The organism is Neisseria zalophi (assembly GCF_008807015.1).
GTDB classification, from domain to species: Bacteria; Pseudomonadota; Gammaproteobacteria; order Burkholderiales; family Neisseriaceae; genus Neisseria; species Neisseria zalophi.
This window is the reverse complement of record NZ_CP031700.1, coordinates 1,365,641-1,385,721: the sequence shown is the minus strand read 5'-3', so window position 1 is coordinate 1,385,721 and position 20,081 is coordinate 1,365,641. Positions and strand designations below refer to the sequence as shown.

General features: G+C 38.5%; 23 protein-coding genes and 6 pseudogenes. All 29 read right to left on the bottom strand.

What is annotated here, in order from left to right; genetic code table 11:
* Positions 1-437: 437 nt before the first annotated feature.
* Positions 438-603 (bottom strand): annotated as a pseudogene (locus D0T92_RS11850) (RHS repeat-associated core domain-containing protein); the annotation flags it as partial.
* Positions 604-751: 148 nt separating this feature from the next.
* A complete protein-coding gene (locus D0T92_RS11375) occupies positions 752-907 on the bottom strand; it encodes a hypothetical protein (protein WP_191963612.1) in 156 nt (51 codons plus the stop codon).
* A 26-nt stretch (positions 908-933) separates the two neighbouring features.
* Entirely contained in the window at positions 934-2,037 is a 1,104-nt protein-coding gene (locus D0T92_RS06310) for a tetratricopeptide repeat protein (protein WP_151051248.1), read from the bottom strand.
* Between the two features lie 314 nt (positions 2,038-2,351).
* Complete coding sequence (locus D0T92_RS06305; protein ID WP_151051246.1) at positions 2,352-2,534, bottom strand: hypothetical protein; 183 nt, start codon at positions 2,532-2,534, stop codon at positions 2,352-2,354.
* Positions 2,535-2,584: 50 nt separating this feature from the next.
* A complete protein-coding gene (locus D0T92_RS06300) occupies positions 2,585-2,947 on the bottom strand; it encodes an RHS repeat domain-containing protein (protein ID WP_151051244.1) in 363 nt (120 codons plus the stop codon).
* Between the two features lie 145 nt (positions 2,948-3,092).
* Positions 3,093-3,911 carry a hypothetical protein gene (locus D0T92_RS06295; RefSeq protein ID WP_151051242.1) on the bottom strand — a complete coding sequence of 273 codons (819 nt, stop codon included), beginning with the start codon at positions 3,909-3,911 and terminating at the stop codon, positions 3,093-3,095.
* A gap of 14 nt (positions 3,912-3,925) precedes the next feature.
* Positions 3,926-5,242, bottom strand: a pseudogene (locus D0T92_RS06290) (RHS repeat-associated core domain-containing protein); the annotation flags it as partial.
* Between the two features lie 208 nt (positions 5,243-5,450).
* Positions 5,451-5,684: a hypothetical protein gene (locus D0T92_RS06285; protein WP_151051240.1), complete on the bottom strand. Its 234-nt coding sequence runs from the start codon at positions 5,682-5,684 to the stop codon at positions 5,451-5,453.
* Between the two features lie 216 nt (positions 5,685-5,900).
* A complete protein-coding gene (locus tag D0T92_RS06280; RefSeq protein WP_151051238.1) occupies positions 5,901-6,182 on the bottom strand; it encodes a DUF7710 domain-containing protein in 282 nt (93 codons plus the stop codon).
* A 322-nt stretch (positions 6,183-6,504) separates the two neighbouring features.
* Positions 6,505-6,822 (bottom strand): SEL1-like repeat protein, encoded by a 318-nt coding sequence (locus D0T92_RS06275; RefSeq protein ID WP_151051236.1) that lies wholly within the window; start codon positions 6,820-6,822, stop codon positions 6,505-6,507.
* A gap of 95 nt (positions 6,823-6,917) precedes the next feature.
* A complete protein-coding gene (locus D0T92_RS06270; protein WP_151051234.1) occupies positions 6,918-7,100 on the bottom strand; it encodes a hypothetical protein in 183 nt (60 codons plus the stop codon).
* Positions 7,101-7,163: 63 nt separating this feature from the next.
* On the bottom strand, positions 7,164-7,469 hold the full coding sequence (locus D0T92_RS06265; protein WP_151051232.1) for a hypothetical protein: 306 nt from the start codon (positions 7,467-7,469) through the stop codon (positions 7,164-7,166).
* Positions 7,470-7,481: 12 nt separating this feature from the next.
* Positions 7,482-7,709: pseudogene (locus D0T92_RS11845) on the bottom strand (papain fold toxin domain-containing protein); the annotation flags it as partial.
* A gap of 120 nt (positions 7,710-7,829) precedes the next feature.
* A pseudogene (locus tag D0T92_RS06260) lies at positions 7,830-8,891 on the bottom strand (RHS repeat-associated core domain-containing protein); the annotation flags it as partial.
* Between the two features lie 109 nt (positions 8,892-9,000).
* The gene (locus D0T92_RS06255; protein WP_151051228.1) at positions 9,001-9,471 is read right to left on the bottom strand and encodes a hypothetical protein; all 471 of its coding nucleotides are present in this window, start codon (positions 9,469-9,471) and stop codon (positions 9,001-9,003) included.
* Positions 9,472-9,736: 265 nt separating this feature from the next.
* Positions 9,737-9,871 (bottom strand): annotated as a pseudogene (locus D0T92_RS11715) (DUF6531 domain-containing protein); the annotation flags it as partial.
* 72 nt (positions 9,872-9,943) lie between these two features.
* Positions 9,944-10,138: a DUF4926 domain-containing protein gene (locus D0T92_RS06245; protein WP_151051226.1), complete on the bottom strand. Its 195-nt coding sequence runs from the start codon at positions 10,136-10,138 to the stop codon at positions 9,944-9,946.
* Between the two features lie 148 nt (positions 10,139-10,286).
* A complete protein-coding gene (locus D0T92_RS06240) occupies positions 10,287-10,622 on the bottom strand; it encodes a hypothetical protein (protein ID WP_151051224.1) in 336 nt (111 codons plus the stop codon).
* A gap of 327 nt (positions 10,623-10,949) precedes the next feature.
* Entirely contained in the window at positions 10,950-11,267 is a 318-nt protein-coding gene (locus D0T92_RS06235) for a hypothetical protein (protein ID WP_151051222.1), read from the bottom strand.
* A gap of 4 nt (positions 11,268-11,271) precedes the next feature.
* Positions 11,272-12,657, bottom strand: a complete 1,386-nt coding sequence (locus tag D0T92_RS06230) for an RHS repeat domain-containing protein (protein WP_318527719.1) — start codon at positions 12,655-12,657, stop codon at positions 11,272-11,274.
* A gap of 78 nt (positions 12,658-12,735) precedes the next feature.
* On the bottom strand, positions 12,736-13,743 hold the full coding sequence (locus D0T92_RS06225) for an IS5 family transposase (RefSeq protein ID WP_151051218.1): 1,008 nt from the start codon (positions 13,741-13,743) through the stop codon (positions 12,736-12,738).
* 63 nt (positions 13,744-13,806) lie between these two features.
* Entirely contained in the window at positions 13,807-14,385 is a 579-nt protein-coding gene (locus D0T92_RS11840; RefSeq protein ID WP_404821645.1) for an RHS repeat-associated core domain-containing protein, read from the bottom strand.
* A 264-nt stretch (positions 14,386-14,649) separates the two neighbouring features.
* A complete protein-coding gene (locus D0T92_RS06215; protein WP_151051216.1) occupies positions 14,650-15,063 on the bottom strand; it encodes a hypothetical protein in 414 nt (137 codons plus the stop codon).
* Positions 15,064-15,516: 453 nt separating this feature from the next.
* A pseudogene (locus tag D0T92_RS06210) lies at positions 15,517-15,948 on the bottom strand (RHS repeat-associated core domain-containing protein); the annotation flags it as partial.
* A 126-nt stretch (positions 15,949-16,074) separates the two neighbouring features.
* Positions 16,075-17,082, bottom strand: a complete 1,008-nt coding sequence (locus D0T92_RS06205; RefSeq protein ID WP_151049983.1) for an IS5 family transposase — start codon at positions 17,080-17,082, stop codon at positions 16,075-16,077.
* Positions 17,083-17,125: 43 nt separating this feature from the next.
* A complete protein-coding gene (locus D0T92_RS06200) occupies positions 17,126-17,587 on the bottom strand; it encodes a hypothetical protein (protein ID WP_225315084.1) in 462 nt (153 codons plus the stop codon).
* 167 nt (positions 17,588-17,754) lie between these two features.
* Positions 17,755-18,249, bottom strand: a complete 495-nt coding sequence (locus tag D0T92_RS06195) for a tetratricopeptide repeat protein (RefSeq protein WP_151053004.1) — start codon at positions 18,247-18,249, stop codon at positions 17,755-17,757.
* 22 nt (positions 18,250-18,271) lie between these two features.
* The gene (locus D0T92_RS11835; protein WP_151053003.1) at positions 18,272-18,445 is read right to left on the bottom strand and encodes a hypothetical protein; all 174 of its coding nucleotides are present in this window, start codon (positions 18,443-18,445) and stop codon (positions 18,272-18,274) included.
* A gap of 66 nt (positions 18,446-18,511) precedes the next feature.
* A complete protein-coding gene (locus tag D0T92_RS06185; protein WP_151051214.1) occupies positions 18,512-19,630 on the bottom strand; it encodes an RHS repeat domain-containing protein in 1,119 nt (372 codons plus the stop codon).
* Between the last annotated feature and the right edge of the window lie 451 nt (positions 19,631-20,081).

Here is a 20,081-nt window from a genome sequence, read left to right as displayed (position 1 = left end):
CTCCTGCATTTTTCCATGCACGACTCCCCCCTAGTCGGACACCTAAATAAGTTCTCTGAGCAAGAGCATTGCAATCCCTTGTACTAATTCCTCTATGCATTTTACATTCTTGCTTTATATTATGTTCTAACTGTACATCACAACGCAATTTACTTACCCTTTTATCTATTGCAGAGCTATAATATTTATCATGTTGTTGACATAATGGCAGTATTACCATTAATTACAGCAAAGTCTGGAACCTTATGATCTGTGTCTTTGTCACCGCATCCAGCCCCCCATTCTAAATTATCACTTATTAAAGGGGTATTTTAGACACCCTTAAATTAGGATCAGTATTGTATGTATCAAAACTATTCTTAGTTTCCTCCTGGAATCATAATTCTTGTAATTCCACTAGGAAAACCTGGCTTTTTTTATAATAAAGTCATTAAACTATCTATCCAGTTATTTATCATATAAATATATAGATTTTCTCCGCCCCACAACCCAATCGATCCTGATTCACAAACCGCCTGCAATCAGGCTCGTAATACCTAAAGAAGTATAATGCAAACCCGTTTCTTGGTCGCAATACTGGTTTTGCAACCTAAACGGCTGATGCCGTTGTAGGTTTTTAAACGGTTATCGGCAATCTTATCTTTGAGGCCGTCTGAAAGGATATTGTGGGCGGGTCGAAGGCAAAGGTTTCTTTATTGGCTTTGGTGATTCTGCCGAGTTGGTCATATTCGAGTTTTCTTACGCCGCTTCTCTAGTCGCTGCTGTAAATCAGGTTGTCGGTTTCGTCTACCTCACCGCTGGGAGCATCTGCACCCGCTGCGGGCAGTGCTTCGAGCAGCGATACCGACAGCAGCCGCATTTTGGGGTCGGCTGCGTCACCGACATTGCCGAAAGCCAGATGAAACACCCGCCCATTGCTGTCGATAATGTAAACTACAACTCCTCTCTAAGCTCTAGTTTATTTTCCCAATATTGTTTTTTAACATTATCTTTTGGAATTTTTTCTGTACCTTGCCCGTAGATTTTTATCAATGTTTGTATGGCTTCGATAAGTCCATTATTAGCAGCTTGTTCATACCATTTTAATGCTTTGACTTCGTTTTTTTTAACATAACGACCATTCATCAGCCAATTGGCTATGGCATTTTGTCCGTCTCTAGATCCCAGTTCAGCTGATTTTAAATAGTATTGAAAAGCTTCGGCTTCATTTAGAGGAAATGCTCCACTGCTTTCCGCATGAAATTTCCCCATCAAATAATAAGCATTTTTGTCACCCTCATTCATTGATTTATTTAGCCAAAATAGAGCTTGTGCTTTATCAAGTGGTGCACCTTCTCCTGTTGCGTACATATAACCTAAATTAGTTTGAGCCAAAATATAATTTAAATTAGCAGCTCTTTTCATTAGCATCAGTTCTTCTTGATGATTTCCCAATACTTTATAAATTGCTGCAGCATTAACCATTGCTTCAGGGTCATTTTGTTCGGATAACTTTAAAAACCAAAATAGGGCTTCTTGAGGATTACTTTCTGTTCCCCATCCATTTAAATAAGCCAATCCTAAGTTTTTTTGAGCACTAATATTTCCCTGTTTTGCCGCTTTCAAATAATATTCAAGCCCTTTCTTTTGATTTTGTTCAACCCCGATTCCCTGTTGGTAATAAAAACCAACATTATTTAAAGAATTCAGAGAACCAGATTCAGCAGCCCTAACAGCCCAATTAAATGCCTCTTTATCATTTCGGTTGACAACAGTTCCTGTTCGGTAAAACCAACTCATCATATTTTGAGCAGGCATATATCCACTTTGGGCAGACTGGCTTATCCAATCAAATGCTTTTTGAGTGTTTTGGGCTGTATTTTGTCCATCTAAATAAGCCATACCTAACTCGTACTGACTCTCAAGATTTCCATTTTCTGCACATTCCATTAATTGGCTAATTTCAGCATTATTTAAACAATCAGAGGAAAGTGCTTTTTGGCTTACAAAATTATCGCATCCTGATAATAATAATAAAAATATTAAAATATTTTTCATATATTTGATTACTTTATCATTAAAAAATTAAAATTATTTATTATTGTTTCTGTGTTAAATATATTATTTACATTAGTATTTGGAATACTAGTAGGAATGTTTAAGTTTCTCAAATGTCGATTTGAATTATGGGCAGAAGGTGAGGTTGAGATGATTTTTTTCAAAAAATATATCTTTTGAAATCCAATACTTGCATTCAGAGATGTACCCAATCCAAATCCATATTGGACATTAGCATATGGTTTCGCACCTTTTTTAGATTAGAACCTTGACAAGAACCAATCGCCATTCCTGCATCAATACTTTGACACATTTCACAAATGGACCATCTGTTTTTTCCCCATAATATTATGACTTTTAGTTACTGAAGCATGAATACCATAACCATTAGTTAATGCAATGTTGGTTGCAATCTTTCTATTGCCCGCATATCCAATGCCACCAGTTGCTCCAATACCTCCAGCTGCAGATACATTAATTGAAATATCTTTAAACATTGTTTTCCCCTGTATTTGATATAGCGTTGCCAGTTTTTCAAGGTTTGCACTTATTCTATTTCACTTACTTCTACCTTGAAAACCAAGTATATCAATCCAGCTATTAGCATTAGCTGCAAAGGCCTCAGGCCGTCTGAAAGGATATTGTGGGCAGGGTCGAAGGCGAAGGTTTCTTTGTCAGCTTTGGTGATTCGGCCGAGTTGGTCGTATTCGAACTTTGTTACGCCGCTTCTTTGGTCGCTGCTGTGAATGAGGTTGCCGGTTTTGTCGTAGCCGTAGCTGCGTTTGACGGCGGTATAACCCGCAGCGGTTTTGCTTTTACCTTTGGGCTGGGTAACGGCATTTAATTCGGCGATTTGTTTTTTCAGACGGCCTGATGAGCGCCAAGAAAAGCGTGCGTACCCAAAGGGCACAACACCCTACACTTTGAATAGATATGTTTATGCAGGCTACGGGCTTGCCACAATTTTTGCTGATTCTGTGTTTGGCTAAATAGATAAGACTCCCCATTAATATTAGCACTGTAAATGGTTTTAAGTTTAAGTCTTTTCTGTCAAATCAATAACTAAAATTTGTTGGTATTGTTATTGCGGGTCTTAAGACTGATGTTCCATCTATTAAATCTCCTGAAGGCATTCTCATGGAACACATACACCATACCCACTCCTCATCTTGCCATGGCCAAAAATATGCAGCCCCTCCTTTAATAACATATTCTCCATTTACTATTTCACTATCTTGACTATGATTTTTTGAGAATAAGTCTGCACACCACTCCCCAAAAAATAATCCACAGATATTATTACCAATTCTTTTATGACGAAATTTATTAAAATTAAATGACATCCACCACTCTAAATCAGACTCTTTAGGCAGTTCATCTCCAAAAGGAAATAAAACATCCTGATTGTTTTTAACAGCAGCCTCCCATTCTAATTCACTTAAAAATCTAGCAGATATCATATCCAATACCTCTTTTGACTTTTCTCGAGTTAAAAAAGCAGGATAACTAGGATTATTAACACAAAAATTATCTAAAATCATATCTATATCGCACTCCAGCAAAGGAGTCTCAGATATAGCATAAGAAGGCACATTTACTATTGAAAATGGTGTTAATTCAGAAACTGTTATTTGCAATGGAACATTGATTTTTTTAGCTTTTTCCAAACATTGAGTGCTTAATCCAAATCCAGAATTATGTTCAAAAATTAATCTGTATCTAATATTCAATTTATTAGTATAGATAATACATGGATAATCTTGTCCAATTGTAAATTGATCTACTTGAAACCTATTACCTAATCGAATCAATAAAGCATTAAGATAACGCTCCCGTTCAGGTCTAGATAATAACTTCCATTCACTTAATCTCATATCAGCCCCTTCATTTAACAGTCTGATTTATTGCATTTTGATTTAAATAACCATTCTTGGTCTTGTGTCATATAAACTACTTTAACATCTGAATTTTTATTCACAAAATCTTGCATAGCAGCTTGACACCCCCTACCTCCAGGGCTACATGGACTTTTCTCACCAAGAATAATTAAAACATCACCTGGTTCAATTATATTTGAAACCTTGTCAAGAATTTTACGTTCCGTATGTACTTCAAGTTGTTCATTCCAACTCAATCTTCTCCCTGGTGGTTTATCACAACCACTTTGAATTAACTCAGGTTGAGTTTTAGGCTTTCCATATTTGTCAAACAACTGCCACACAGCAGTATGTTTTAATCCTAAGGTGTCAAGTAACACTTGAATATTTTTAGCAAACTGGTATAGATTATCCCCACCCCACAACCCAATCGGATCCTGATTCACAAACCGCCCGCAATCCGGCTCGTAATACCTAAAGAAGTTGTAATGCAAGCCCGTTTCAGTATCGCAATACTGGTTTTGTAACCTAAATGGTTGATGGGCATTGGCAATATTGGTTTCGTTTTTCAGCTTACCCCAACCGTAGTAGTCGCCGAACCAAAGCAGCTTACCTTCCGAATCCGTCATCTCACGTGGAATACCAATTTGGTCGCAGTGGAAATAATTGGTTTCTTGGTGGCTTTCCCCCTCTTCGTTTGTCCAATTGCGGATTTGTGCCAAAGGTTCGTAAGAATCTTTGTAAGTATAAATATAGGTGTACAGGCCGTCTGAACGGGTTTCCTGTATTAAATGGCTGCCGTCCCAAATAAAGTCGGTTTTATTCTCTAAGCCGTCTGAAACTTCTTGGCCGTTTTTCAGACGGCCTTTGCCGATTCTTCTGCCTAGTGCGTCGTAGCTATAAACCCAAGTCTCTTTTTCCTGTTCGGGTTTGAAGATTTCCACTTTCACCAGTTGGTCGTGCAGATCGTAGAAATAGTTCTGTACTTCGCCGTCGGCCAGTTCGCGGTGAATCAGGTTGCCTAAGTCGTCGTAGTAATAGCTGATGCCGTTGTAGGTTTTTAAACGGTTGTCGGCAATCTTATCTTTTTGGCCGTCTGAAAGGATATTGTGGGCGGGGTCGAAGGCAAAGGTTTCTTTGTCGGCTTGGGTGATTCGGCCGAGTTTATCGTATTCGAATTGTGTTACGCCGCTTCGTTGGTCGCTGCTGTGCATGAGGTTGCCGGTTTTGTCGTAACCGTAGCTGCGTTTGACGGCGGTATGACCGGCAGCGGTTTTATTTTTGCCTTTGGGTTGGGTAACGGCATTTAATTCGGCGATTTGTTTTTTTTCAGACAGCCTGATGAGTGCAAAAAAAAGCGTGCGTGCCCAAAGGGCACAACACCCTACACTTTGAATAGATATATTTATGCAGGCTACGACTTGCTTCGAAGCGGTAGGCAATGGGCTAAGTTATACTGTTGAAAAAAAAGAGTGATGGTTTTTCAGACAGCATGAAAAACATGCATATAGTTACACTCAATGGAACTAACTATACCTACGCAGGCAAACCTCTTTCAATGAAAGAAATATTTTGTTCAATATTTACATAATAAATTAAGCCATATTTGTCAAAATATATTAGTAATCCATGTTTAAGATATGACCAATCTTTTGAAAGATATTCACTCTCATACAATCCTTCTCCAATCAAAGCCGCCACTTTACCTTTAGAATTACCTAATTTAACCCTATCTGCCAATTGAATCTTTGTTCCATCATAATAATGCATAATTATTTTATCCTCTATACGAATGGTTCGATTTTTATAGAGCCTGCAGGAGGAGGTTTTCCACCTAAAGCATCAGCTGCTCCGAATGGTTTCCAAAAGTACTTGCAATTATTTGGATTTTGATTAGCTTTATATAGATAATAGTGGCAAACTACGCCTTGAACAGGTTTTTTATCCTGTAGTTTACTAATCTATTATAGTGGCTGTCCTAGTAGTTTAATCATCACAGATCCCATCAATATATTGAGAGTCTTCAATATATACACTTGAAAAATTTTGTATAAACTTAGGAGTTTTTTGATCATCTCTTTTAGGCTTAAAAAATCCTTTTGTAATAGTCCAATCATATATAGATATATCAAGAGGATACTTAGATAACATCCCACTAACTTTATGTTTTTTTATCCAACATATAGCTTTTTCCTTTGAAGAAAAAATAGCAGATGGGAAACTAGCTTTACTTCCTTGAAAAACCCATACATAAAGTTCATTATTCATATTATTTCTTTTTTATGTTTAACCACATTTTTGTTTGAATTTTAGCCATTTAACATTTTTTACTTCACCCTAATAGGTCAGCATGTTTTCTACAAAAATATACAAATTCTCACCGCTCTACTTGTTTTTTCAGACGGCCTGATGAGTGCCAAGAAAAGCGTGTGTACCCAAAGGGCACAACACCCTACACTTTGAATAGATATTTTTATGCCGGCTACGGCTTGCTAGTCTGTACTTTGGGTAAAAATGCCAGTTTTGTCATAGCTGTAGCTACGTTTAACAGTAGTTTAAGCAGATGTAATCCATAACAATTTTGCTATTTTCATTTGATTAAATCCATAAGATCATGTGATAATTCAACGCCATTATCATATGCTTTCTTAGCCCAAAAGGTAGCTTGTTCTTTATCATTATCTTCTAAGAATAAATCAGCCAAATTACTTTGCGCAACAGCATGCCCATGTTTTGCGGCAATAACTAACCATTTGTACTCTAATTCTTGATTTAGCGAGACAAACATATGATATTGATATAGTCTAAATGCAGCATCTGCATCTCCATAATTAGCTTTCTCCTCTAAAACACGGATTTCTTCTTCTGAAAGCATATAAATGCTACCAGATGAAATAGGATTAGCCATTTCTTCATTCCTTTCATAAGTATCTGTATATTGATTACATGCAAATAGAAATATAGATAAAACTAAAAATAATATATGTTTAAAATTTATCATATTTAACAGTCTTTACATTTAGTGGCTTTTCTACTTTTACGCTGAGGCTTAACCCTCCTCATCACTCCCGGTTTACTTGTTAAAGGGTGGAGTTCGTAGTGGCTGGTGAGTTTACCCTGTGTCCGTTCGATTTCGCGGTGCAGTTTGTCGCGCTCGATTTCGGTGATAACTATTGGTGATAACAAAAAACGCGTGTGTACGCCCCTGTGGGCACACACCACACGTTTTGAATAAATACTGCATACAAGCTACGGCCTGCTTTTGTCTTGGAGAAATTGATTAAAATCTAAAAAAAATTTATTCAATGCTAGCTTTTCATCTTTGTAGAAAAAAAATAGTATCTTATCCCAAGAAACATTATATGTTCCAATATCATATTTTTTTTGAAGCCAACCTGTGAATTCTACAAGCATTTGTGAATTATTTGCATTTTTAGGATTTCTAAAATGCCAACCATCTAAAAAAGCTTTTAAGCAAAAAATACTATTATCTCCAATATACATCGTTGGTCTTTTTTCTATTTCTAAAATAAGTTCTATAACATTATCTTGCATATTCAATTCCTACTAAGAAGAAACCGATGAAAAACTATACCCGCCTGGAGAAAAAAGATCTGAAACCCATTTATTATGTTCCATACCCCCAGGATTCATATTATCAAACACCGTATCTCCACATTTAATTGCATGGTGAATACCATTTTCTGAAATATTTGCTTTTGCCTTATCACTCCAAATATTTCCGTATGCCCCGTGGTTTGAATGAGTTTTAACTTTCACCCTTTCTCCACTAATCCCTTCTTTTTTCATTTCTTTTTGTAAAGCATCTGCAAACTCCGTACATTTAAAACGTTGCTTAAGTTTGGGGTTTAAGCGATTGGCTAATTCTTTTACCTTTTTTACATCACAGCTCCAACCTAAAGGATCAATCCATTTTTGGGTATTAGACGCAAAGATATATAAATTTATTGAACCATTCAACCCAATCGGATTCTGATTCACAAACCGCCCGCATTCAGGCTCGTAATACCTAGAGAAGTTATAATGCAACCCTGTTTCGGTATCGCAATACTGATTCTGCAACCTAAACGGCTGATGCGTTCCGGTAATATTGGTTTCACTCTTTAGCTTACCCCAACCATAGTAATCCCCAAACCAAAGTAGTTTGCCTTCCGAATCCGTCATTTCACGCGGAATACCGATTTGGTCGCAATGGAAATAATTGGTTTCTTGGTAGCTTTCCCCTTCTTCGTTTGTCCAATTGCGAATTTGTGCCAAAGGTTCGTAAGCATCTTTGTCGGTATAGATATAGGTATACAGGCCGTCTGAACGGATTTCCTGTATTAAATGGCTGCCGTCCCAAGTGAAGTCGGTTTTATCTTCTAAGCCGTCTGAAACTTCATCATTATTTTTCAGACGGCCTTTGCCGGTTCTTCTGCTTAGTGCGTCATAGCTATAAACCCAAGTCTCTTTTTCTTGTTCGGGCTTAAAGATTTCCACTTTAACCAGTTGGTCGTGCAAATCATAGAAATAGTTCTGCACTTCGCCGTCGGCCAGTTCGCGGTGAATCAGGTTGCCTAAGTCGTCATAATAATAGCTGATGCCGTTATAGGTTTTTAAACGGTTGTCGGCAATATTGTCTTTGAGGCCGTCTGAAAGGATATTGTGGGCGGGGTCGAAGGCAAAGGTTTCTTTGTCGGCTTGGGTGATTCGGCCGAGTTTGTCGTATTCGAATTTTGTGGTGCTGCTTCTTTGGTCGCTGCTGTGAATGAGATTGCCGGTTTTATCATAGCCGTAGCTGCTTTTGACAGCGGTATGACCCGTAGCGGTTTTGTTTTTGCCTTTGGGTTGGGTAACGGCATTTAATTCGGCGATTTGTTTTTTCAGACGGCCTAAGGGATCGAGTTCGTAGCGGCTGGTGAGTTTACCCTGTGTCCGTTCGATTTCGCGGTGTAGTTTGTCGCGTTCGATATCGGTGGCGGTAGAGAGAAGCACGCGTATCTAAAAAAGTATACACGCTACGCGTTGAATAAATATTTCTATGCAGGCTAGAGTTTCCTACTCAGGCTGAAACTCATTTAATGATTTAGATTTTTTTTAAAGAGTCAATAAACTCTAAATCTAAAAATAAATAGCGCTCTCCTATATTATATCTAATAACTTCTTCATCAACTTCAAACAGAATATTTTCAATTATCTTTTCCAGAATAGATAGATCCATTATATTTAAACTCTCAATTAATTCTATTAAACTGCTACATATAGTCATATTTATAATAAAATCATCTAGCCCTAATGACAAATCACTACGTTCTGTAAGGTCTTCTTGAATTAAATATAAAATTCTGGGAAGAAAATAATTCAGCCCTTCAAGGGAAAAGAATCCCCAAGGTAAAGAATGTTTTTCATTAAATAACACATCATTAATCTCAGTGCTTTCAAAATATATAAAATCATCAAGATATTCACTTAAAGTATATTCGTCATAACGATATTCTTCTCTAAAAAGACCTGATTCAGGAAAAGGTCTTTCCGGCAATCTTAATATATCACTCATATTAATACTCTCCCAGAGGCAGTTCAGCACAACTTTCACCGTTCGGGTCGTCGTCGGAAACCATTAACGGGGCGAAACGCAATGATACCGAGCCATCTAAAGAAGCAATCACATAATGGCCGTCGGGGTTTTTACTAAACCAAATCTACTCGCTCTCAAACAATACCGGCTCTTCGTCATCTTCCTCCACTTCCGGCAGCGGAAACAACCGCCCCTGATCGTCGATATAGGCCAAACCCGCTGCGCTGCGTACCATACGTTGGCTGCCCGGTATACTCCAGCCCTCACCCAGCCAGCCGGTGCCGTCTTGGTCGGAATAATAGCTGCGCCTCCAGACCAGAGGCAGTATGCCCTCAAAGGCAAAATCGGTTTCGTCGGTTAAAAACTTGAGGCCGTGTATCGGGTTGACCGGTCGGCAAAAAATCAGATTATATTGTTAAAGAACCAAATTAAGGCCATCAGAAAAGATTTTTCAGAATGGTGCCAATTGTTCCGACTTTAAAGTTAATAACGCAATTGTTTTGCCCTCGTTATCACAAAACTCAACTTCATATGCTTCGTCAGGATTTGAATAAATATCCACAATTGTACCGATATCCCCCTTGCGTAAATTAAAACTAGGGAAATCTTGTTGTAGTTGAACTACTTCTAAAAGAGTATATTTCATGAATACAGCTTTAAAAATTGATTACGAAGCATATGTAGTTGTTAATTGAGGAATCAATTTTCCACTATCAATTATTTAACCTGAGACCTTTTTGACCGTCTGAAAGTGAGGGAATGTCGGTTGTACCGACAGATTATCTAAGTGTTTATTATGGCGAAAGCTGATTATTCAGATAGTCAAATAATTGATTAGCAACAAATTCAGCATGATCTTTTTGAACAGGGAACTTAAAGTAATAATACTGATCATTATATTTTTCTGTAATGTATCCGGGGATGCAGAAAAATTTATTATAAAATGAAAAAATCTCTTTCACAGATTCTGAAATTTCTTCCAAATTTTTAGCAATATCAGTTATATCATAAAAAATTTCACTATAATATTTATCAAGAGAATTTATTGTAATAAACGGGAGTTTCTCTTTATTACAAAACTCCCAATGTTGAGAAGCTAAAGAGCTATTTTTATAAACAAATTTATTCATAAAATATTAATCACTTAAATTTAAAGTCAGTAACATGACTCATTTTTCCTTAGGATCAAATTTCGCCATATAGTGAACCGTCACACCATTTACTTTTTGTTCCATTTTATTCCATCCTTTTTCTACATAACATTTATCTAATATTTTATCTTTCTAAATAATTATGTTACACAATTTTAGACATTTAAGAAGATTAAATTGTTTTTAAAAAATTATAAAACTTTTCACACAAACCTTTTTGAATATTTGATAATAAATAAAGAAAACCACCTATATCTTGATTCTGTTCAACTCCATCAAGAAAATTAGCATTTAAAAAAATTAATGTCAGTTCTTGTATGTTTTTTCAAACTCAGTTAAGCTATCTAAATATTTCAATGCCAAACTTTCACGTTGGTTTAATTGTTTTAAAGAAATTTTTTTATTTAAGTATTTTTCTGAAAACTCGATATCAGTAGAAAATTTATAATTATCACTCATGGAAACTACATATTTTTTAGTAAAACATAATAGTATTTTAATTTCATCAACAACAGAGTAATTTACTAATAAACCCTCTGAGAGTATTTTATTCAAAAAAATATTATTCTCTCTTTCTAAATTATTATTTATTTGTTTTTTAATTTTTTTCTGATTTTTTTTCATCTGTTTATACTCCTAACATACCGACAACAGGAGCACAGTTCGGGCATGGAGCTAACGCCTTTTGATCTATATTCCTTGTAACTTGAATAGCTGAACATTTATGATCAGTTAAAAATTTCTTCAATTTTGCTTCCGTTTTAATGTTAAATTCATCAGCAATTTGATTCAGTATATCAGCCTCAACACATTTTCCACTTCTAGCATCTCTTTTATGTTTTTTAAACATTTTCTTTATTAAAGGATGTCTCGCTCCTCTTCCTCCAGCTTCAGAACTATATCCTGTAAAAGTTCTAAATTTATTACTGCCAGTTTTATTCATTTGACACCTCATGGTTCCCCAAGAACCTGATGCATGCCAACCCAAAACATCCACCCATATTTGTGTATTTGGTGCGAATCCATAAAAATTACTTCCTCCCCATAACCCAATCGGATCCTGATTCACAAACCTGCCACACTCCGGCTCGTAATACCTAAAGAAGTTATAATGCAACCCCGTCTCTTGGTCGCAATACTGGTTCTGCAATCTAAGCGGCTGATGCGCTCCGGTAATATTGGTTTCACTCTTTAGCTTACCCCAACCAAAGTAATCACCAAACCACAATAAATTCCCGTCTTTTTTATCGGTCATCTCACGCGGAATACCGATTTGGTTGCAGTGGAAATAATTGGTTTCTTGGTAGCTTTCCCCTTCTTTGTTTGTCCAATTGCGGATTTGTGCCAAAGGTTCGTAAGCATCTTTGTCGGTATAGATATAGGTATACAGGCCGTCTGAACGGGTTTCCTGTATGAGGTGGCTGCCGTCCCAAGTAAAGTCGGTTTTATCTTCTAAGCCGTCTGAAACTTCTTGGCCGTTTTTCAGACGGCCTTTGCCGATTCTTCTGCCTAGGGCGTCATACGTATAAACCCAAGTCTCTTTTTCCTGTTCGGGCTTAAAGATTTCCACTTTAACCAATTGGTCGTGCAGATCATAGAAATAGTTCTGTACTTCGCCGTCGACCAGTTCGCGGTGAATCAGATTGCCTAAGTCGTCATAGTAATAGCTGATGCCGTTGTAGGTTTTTAAACGGTTATCGGCAATCTTATCTTTGAGGCCGTCTGAAAGGATATTGTGGGCGGGGTCGAAGGCAAAGGTTTCTTTGTCGGCTTGGGTGATTCGGCCGAGTTTATCGTATTCGAATTGTGTTACGCCGCTTCGTTGGTCGCTGCTGTGAATGAGGTTGCCGGTTTTGTCGTAACCGTAGCTGCGTTTGACGGCGGTATGACCGGCAGCGGTTTTGTTTTTGCCTTTGGGTTGGGTAACGGCATTTAATTCGGCGATTTGTTTTTTTTCAGACAGCCTGAGACCTTTGCGAAATAGCCCTTCACCCGACAGCCGAACTCCAAACACAGGATTTCGGCTGTTTTTGACCGCAATATCCCCTTTATTACTCCTCAGATGCCTAATTAATAGGCATCCGGCTGCCTTTTAGGCAGCAACAGGCGCACGTAGCCTGTTGGCCGCCTTCAACAGGTTCAAACATATCGCTTTCAGATGGCTTTGCGCCGCTACTTTATCCAACCCGAAGTAGGTTGCCCGCGCATAGCGGAATTTACGGTGCAGCGTACCGAAACTCTGTTCCACTACATAACGGGTTTTCGATAAATGTTTGTTGCGGCGGGTTTGCGCTTCCGTCAGCGGACGGTTGCGGTGGGATTTACTCATAATGCCGTCTTTCAGTTTATATTCTTCCAGATGCTTTCTGTTTTCCGCACTGTCATAACCTTTATCCGCATAGACCGTTGTCTCTTTGGCAATGCCTGCCAATAAAGGCAACAGATGTTTGCACTCATGGGCATTGGCCGCTGTAATATGCAGCTTCTCAATGTAACCTTCCGCATCGGTACGGGTGTGCTGCTTATAGCCTAATTGATGATGACCGTTCTTCTTCACCCAACGGGCATCTTTATCTTTGCTCGGTGTGGTTTGACCGGTTATCTCTCCTTCGCTATCAACCTCTATGGACTGACGTTGTTTACTGCCGGCCGTCTGAATAATCGTCGCATCAATAACGGCAGCCTGTGCCTTCTCTACCTTTAAGCCTTTCTCAGTCAGTTGGCGGTTAATCAAATCCAACAGTTCGGCCAAGGTATTGTCTTGTGCCAGCCAGTTGCGGTAACGGCAAAGGGTACTGTGATCGGGAATATTCATCTCGTCAAAATGACAAAACAGGTTGAAATCAATACGGGTAATAAGACTGTGCTCGAGTTCGGGGTCGGAAAGACTGTGCCATTGGCCGAGTAAAACGGCTTTAAACATAGCCAATAAGGGATAGGCGGGACGGCCGCGGTGATCTCTGATATAACGGGTTTTCTGACGATTCAGATACTGCTCTACCGGCTGCCAATCAATTACCTGTTCGAGCTTTAATAAAGGAAAGCGGTCAATGTGTTTGGCAATCATGGCTTGGGCGGTTTGCTGAAAGAACGTACTCATGAGAAATCCCTTAAATATCTTTGGTGAAGAATTTAAGGGATTTTTAGGGTTTTTGCAAAGGTCTCAATCTATTTGGCATGCTTCTTTGTTTAAACCAGAACATGTAAAAGTTTCACGGCATTGTGCATAACATATATCATGTTGTTTACAGGCAGCATCTAATCTATTTCTAGGTTTTTTATAATATCCATTAGTATCTTTTTCTTTAACATATGACTCCCAACGCCCTCCAGTCCATCCTGGCCCACACCAGTTTCCATGAAATTTAAAATCTATTAGCCCTAATACATCTATAAAGTTTTGTGTGTTCTCTGAAAAGCTATAAAAATTATTGCCCCCTTCCAGTTTAATCGGATCCTGATTCACAAACCGACCACATTCAGGCTCATAATACCTGAAAAAGTTATAATGCAGCCCCGTTTCTTGGTCGCAATATTGGTTTTGCAACCTAAACGGCTGATGGGCATTGGTAATATTGGTTTCGTTTTTCAGCTTACCCCAACCATAGTAATCACCAAACCACAATAAATTCCCGTCTTTATCGGTCATCTCACGCGGAATGCCGATTTGGTCGCAGTGGAAGTAGTTGGTTTCTTGGTAGCTTTCCCCTTCTTCGTTTGGCCAATTGCGGATTTGTGCCAAAGGTTCGTAAGCATCTTTATCGGTGTAGATATAGGTGTACAGGCCGTCTGAACGGGTTTCCTGTATTAAATGGCTGCCGTCCCAAGTAAAGGCGGTTTTATCTTCTAAGCCTTCTGAAACTTCATCATTATTTTGAACTGCACCTTAATGGGCTGGAGGAGTGTCCAACTTTTGGGGTGCAGTTCAAAGGTTCGAACGGCCTTAAAAGGGTAGAAAACTGTGAACGTACTGTTGTTAATGCATTCTACATATAAATTTTCTGTTTCAATTAATTAAAGAAGATTTCAAATATAAATATACATTTTTTTCATATAGCCGAATAGCTTCATCTAAGAATAAACTTATAAAACGAAGGAATTCTTTTTCTAAAACAATCAGTTCTGAAAATTCTAAATATACAACACCATCAGATGATAAAATGCCAATTTCGTGAATATAAATTTTATTTTTTTCATGTTTTTTATATTCAAGAGTAATATCAAATAAATCAATATCTTTTTCATTCAAAAGCTCTTCCTTGAGTATAATGGATATGCCTTGGTTACAATACTCAATGTTATTTATATATGACTTTTCTTCCTCTCTGAAAGGCAATACACTATAAATTTCAAAATTTTTTTTCAATCTTAATGAATATGAATTCATTAAGTTCCAAATTTCTTTGTTTAAAGTTTTCATAATTAATATCCTATTTATTTCAATAAGTCATTTATTGTAAATCCCCTTTTTATAGGGTCTCTTGTTGTTCCTAATCCACCTCGCCCACCAGGAAATCTCCCTCCAGCTTGAGTACCATTAGGTAAAGCCCGATATGTTCTAGTACTCGATGTATTGGATGTATTGTTGTTTATGATTGCTTGTTGTAATTTTTGAGTAAGTGTTGATGGTGATGATACGGCATTTGAACGAGTATTTGCCCATTCAACTAGCTTAGATTTATTTGCATCGTTTACAGGGCGAATAGAAACATGTCTCCCATGATCATTTACTGCTTCAAGTCCACTTCCTCGTATCAATAGCTTGACACTTTGAATTAGGTTTATCTAAAGAAGCTGATAGACCTGTAGTAGTATCTTTTCCTGGGCGAGGTGTGAAATTACTATTACTGTCGCTTCCCATTCGATAAATAATACCTTCTGTTATTATTTTTTCTAAGCCTAAAATATCAATCCAACTTTGGGCATTAGGCGCAAATTGATATAAGTTATCTCCCCCTACTAACCCAATCGGATCCTGATTCACAAACCGCCCACATTCAGGCTCGTAATACCTAAAAAAGTTATAATGCAACCCTGTTTCTTGGTCGCAATACTGGTTCTGCAACCTAAACGGCTGATGGACATTGGCAATATTGCTTTCACTCTTCAGCTTACCCCAACCGTAATAATCACCAAACCAAAGCAGTTTGCCTTCCGAATCCGTCATCTCTCGCGGAATGCCGATTTGGCCGCAGTGGAAGTAATTGGTTTCTTGGTAGCTTTCCCCTTCTTCGTTTGTCCAATTGCGGATTTGTGCCAAAGGTTCGTAAGCATCTTTGTCGGTATAGATATAGGTGTACAGGCCGAGACCTTTGCGAAATAGTCCTTCACCCGACAGCCGAACTCCAAACACAGGATTTCGGCTGTTTTTGACCGCAATATCCCCTTTATTACTCCTCAGATGCCTAATTAATAGGCATCCGGCTGCCTTTTAGGCAGCAATAGGCGCACGTAGCCTGTTGGCCGCCTTCAACAGGTTCAAACATATCGCTTTCAGATGACTTTGCGCCGCTACTTTCTCCAGCCCGAAGTAGGCTGCCCGGGCATAGCGGAATTTACGGTGCAGCGTACCGAAACTCTGTTCCACTACATAACGGGTTTTCGATAAATATTTGTTGCGGCGGGTTTGCGCTTCCGTCAGCGGACGGTTGCGATGGGATTTACTCATAATGCCGTCTTTCAGTTTATATTCTTCCAGATACTTTCTGTTTTCCGCACTGTCATAACCTTTATCCGCATAGACCGTTGTCTCTTTGGCAATGCCTGCCAATAAAGGCAACAGATGTTTGCACTCATGGGCATTGCCCGCTGTAATATGCAGCTTCTCAATGTAACCTTCCGCATCGGTACGGGTGTGCTGCTTATAGCCTAATTGATGATGACCGTTCTTCTTCACCCAACGGGCATCTTTATCTTTGCTCGGTGTGGTTTGACCGGTTATCTCTCCTTCGCTATCAACCTCTATGGACTGACGTTGTTTACTGCCGGCCGTCTGAATAATCGTCGCATCAATAACGGCAGCCTGTGCCTTCTCTACCTTTAAGCCTTTCTCAGTCAGTTGGCGGTTAATCAAATCCAACAGTTCGGCCAAGGTATTATCTTGTGCTAACCAGTTGCGGTAACGGCAAAGGGTACTGTGATCGGGAATATTCATCTCGTCAAAATGACAAAACAGGTTGAAATCAATACGGGTAATGAGACTGTGTTCGAGTTCGGGGTCGGAAAGGCTATGCCATTGGCCGAGTAAAACGGCTTTAAACATAGCCAATAAGGGATAGGCGGGACGGCCGCGGTGATCTCTGATATAACGGGTTTTCTGACGATTCAGATACTGCTCTACCGGCTGCCAATCAATTACCTGTTCGAGCTTTAATAAAGGAAAGCGGTCAATGTGTTTGGCAATCATGGCTTGGGCGGTTTGCTGAAAGAACGTACTCATGAGAAATCCCTTAAATATCTTTGGTGAAGAATTTAAGGGATTTTTAGGGTTTTTGCAAAGGTCTCAGGCCGTCTGAACGGGTTTCCTGTATGAGGTGGCTGCCGTCCCAAGTGAAGTCGGTTTTATCTTCTAAGCCGTCTGAAATTTCTTGGCCGTTTTTCAGACGGCCTTTGCCGATTCTTCTGCCTAGTGCGTCATAAGTATAAACCCAAGTCTCTTTTTCCTGTTCGGGTTTAAAGATTTCCACTTTCACCAGTTGGTCGTGCAAATCGTAGAAATAGTTCTGCACTTCGCCGTCGGCCAGTTCGCGGTGAATCAGATTGCCTAAGTCGTCATAATAATAGCTGATGCCGTTGTAGGTTTTGAGGCGGTTGTCGGCAATTTTATCTTTGAGGCCGTCTGAAAGGATATTGTGGGCGGGGTCGAAGGCAAAGGTTTCTTTGTCGGCTTGGGTGATTCTGCCGAGTCGGTCGTATTCGAATTTTGTTATGCTACTTCTTTTCAAGAAAAGGTGCGTGCCCAAAGGGCACAACACTCTACACTTTGAATAAATATTTTTATATAGGCTAACCTACAACTCTGGGAATTGACACACTTTTTTGTAAAGTTAAATAATATGTTCGTGCAATTTGAACACGCCACACTACGCTTTGAATGAATATTCTATACAGACTACGGTTTGCTATTTAAATCCTCCAACAAATCATTAGCTTCCTCTTTAGATAGTTCAGTTACATAACTACTATTTATAACAAAATTAAGTAATTCAATTATTTTATTATTATTTTTACTATTATTATTTTTGATTAAGAATTTTGCATAGTCTAGTGCAGCATCTCCGTCACCAAGCTCTAATATTGCTTTATTCCACCAAAATTTTGCACGTTTTACATTTCCCTCACTTGCGTAGAGTGAAGCAATATTAGAGGAGACACCACCTGTTTTCCCTTCGTACCGCCAACTTTTTTTATACCAATATAATGCAGAATTAAAATTTCTTTTAACCCCATATCCCAGATCATATAACATTCCTAAATTATTATAACAATTAACATCATGCTTTAACGCCCCTTTTTTTAAAAAATAAAACGCCTTTTTATAATCTTCTTTTTCAAGGGCATCATTTGCTTGAAGAAACTCATCTGTATATTCTGATTCATTAACCATAATTTAATATCCTTATCAAAAATTAAGGAGTAACAGCATTCGCAGGGATTGTCCACCATAGAGGTGGAAGTAAAGATGGAATCATTCTTAAACCACGATATATTAAATATCCTATTCCAACTCCCGCAATAGCTTTCGCTGCCGTTGAACAACTATCACATTTCGAGAATTCTAGCTGATCTCCTGGATATGGCATTTCTGCAGGGCGAGCCACTCTTTTCTTTTTACCACTTTGATGATCTTTACACTCTACAAAACCACGTTATGGTGGGTTATATTCTCTACAATGCTTATATGGATTAGCAGAATTTTTTCCTCCAGCACCACCAGTAGCACCCCGTTCCCCTTTACCACGAGCTAAGCCTAAAGGGTCTATCCATACATGTGCATTTGGAGCAACCCAATAAAAATTCTCCCCACCATCCAACCCAATCGGATCCTGATTCACAAACCGCCCGCAATCAGGCTCATAATACCTAAAGAAGTTGTAATGTAACCCCGTTTCAGTATCGCAATACTGATTCTGCAACCTAAACGGCTGATGGGCATTAGCAATATTGGTCTCTTCCTCTAATTTCCCCCAACCTTTATATTTTCCAAACCAAAGCAGTTTGCCTTCCGAATCCGTCATCTCACGCGGAATGCCGATTTGGTCGCAGTAGAAATAATTGGTTTCTTGGTAGCTCTCCCCTTCTTCATTCGTCCAATTACGGATTTGTGCCAAAGGTTCGTAAGCATCTTTGTAAGTATAAATATAGATATACAAGCCGTCTGAACGGGTTTCCTGTATGAGGTGGCTGCCGTCCCAAGTAAAATCGGTTTTATCTTCTAAGCCGTCTGAAACTTCTTGGCCGTTTTTCAGACGGCCTTTGCCGGTTCTTCTGCCTAACGCATCGTAGCTATAAACCCAAGTCTCTTTTTCCTGTTCGGACTTAAAGATTTCCACTTTCACCAGTTGGTGGTCGTGTAAATCATAGAAATAGTTCTGCACTTCGCCGTCGGCCAGTTCGCGGTAAATCAGATGGCCTAAGTCGTCATAGTAATAGCTGATGCCGTTGTAGGTTTTGAGGCGGTTGTCGACAATCTTATCTTTGAAGTCATCTGAAAGGATATTGTGGGCGGGGTCGAAGGCGAAGGTTTCTTTATCCGCTTTGGTGATTCGGCCGAGTTGGTCGTATTCGAATTGTGTTACGCCGCTTCTTTGGTCGCTGCTGTGAATGAGGTTGCCGGTTTTGTCGTAGCCGTAGCTGCGTTTGACGGCGGTATGACCCGCAGCGGTTTTGTTTTTGCCTTTGGGCTGGGTAACGGCATTTAATTCGGCGATGTGTTTTTTCAGACGGCCTGATGAATGCCAAAAAAAGCGTGCGTGCCCAAAGGGCACAACACCCTACACTTTGAATAGATATTTTTATGCAGGCTACGGCTTGCTAACTCGTACTGACTCTCAAGATTTCCATTTTCTGCACATTCCATTAATTGGCTAACTGCAGCATTATTTAAACAATCAGAGGAAAGTGCTTTTTTACTTACAAAATTATCGCAACCTGATAATAATAAAAAAATATTAAAATGTTTTTCATATATTTGATTACTTTATCATTAAAAAATTAAAAATTATTTGTTATAGTAGTATAAAACATATTTATATTGAATTTTATTAAGTTTATCATCATTTTTATTTATCATAATAATATTTTTATTATATTATAGATACAAAGCAATACTAGACTTATTGGAATAATACTATGCATGTATAAAAGAATTTTAGAATATATTTTTATTTTTAATAAATTATCTTTTGTAGTTAAATAAGTTAGTGTTAAAAAACATGG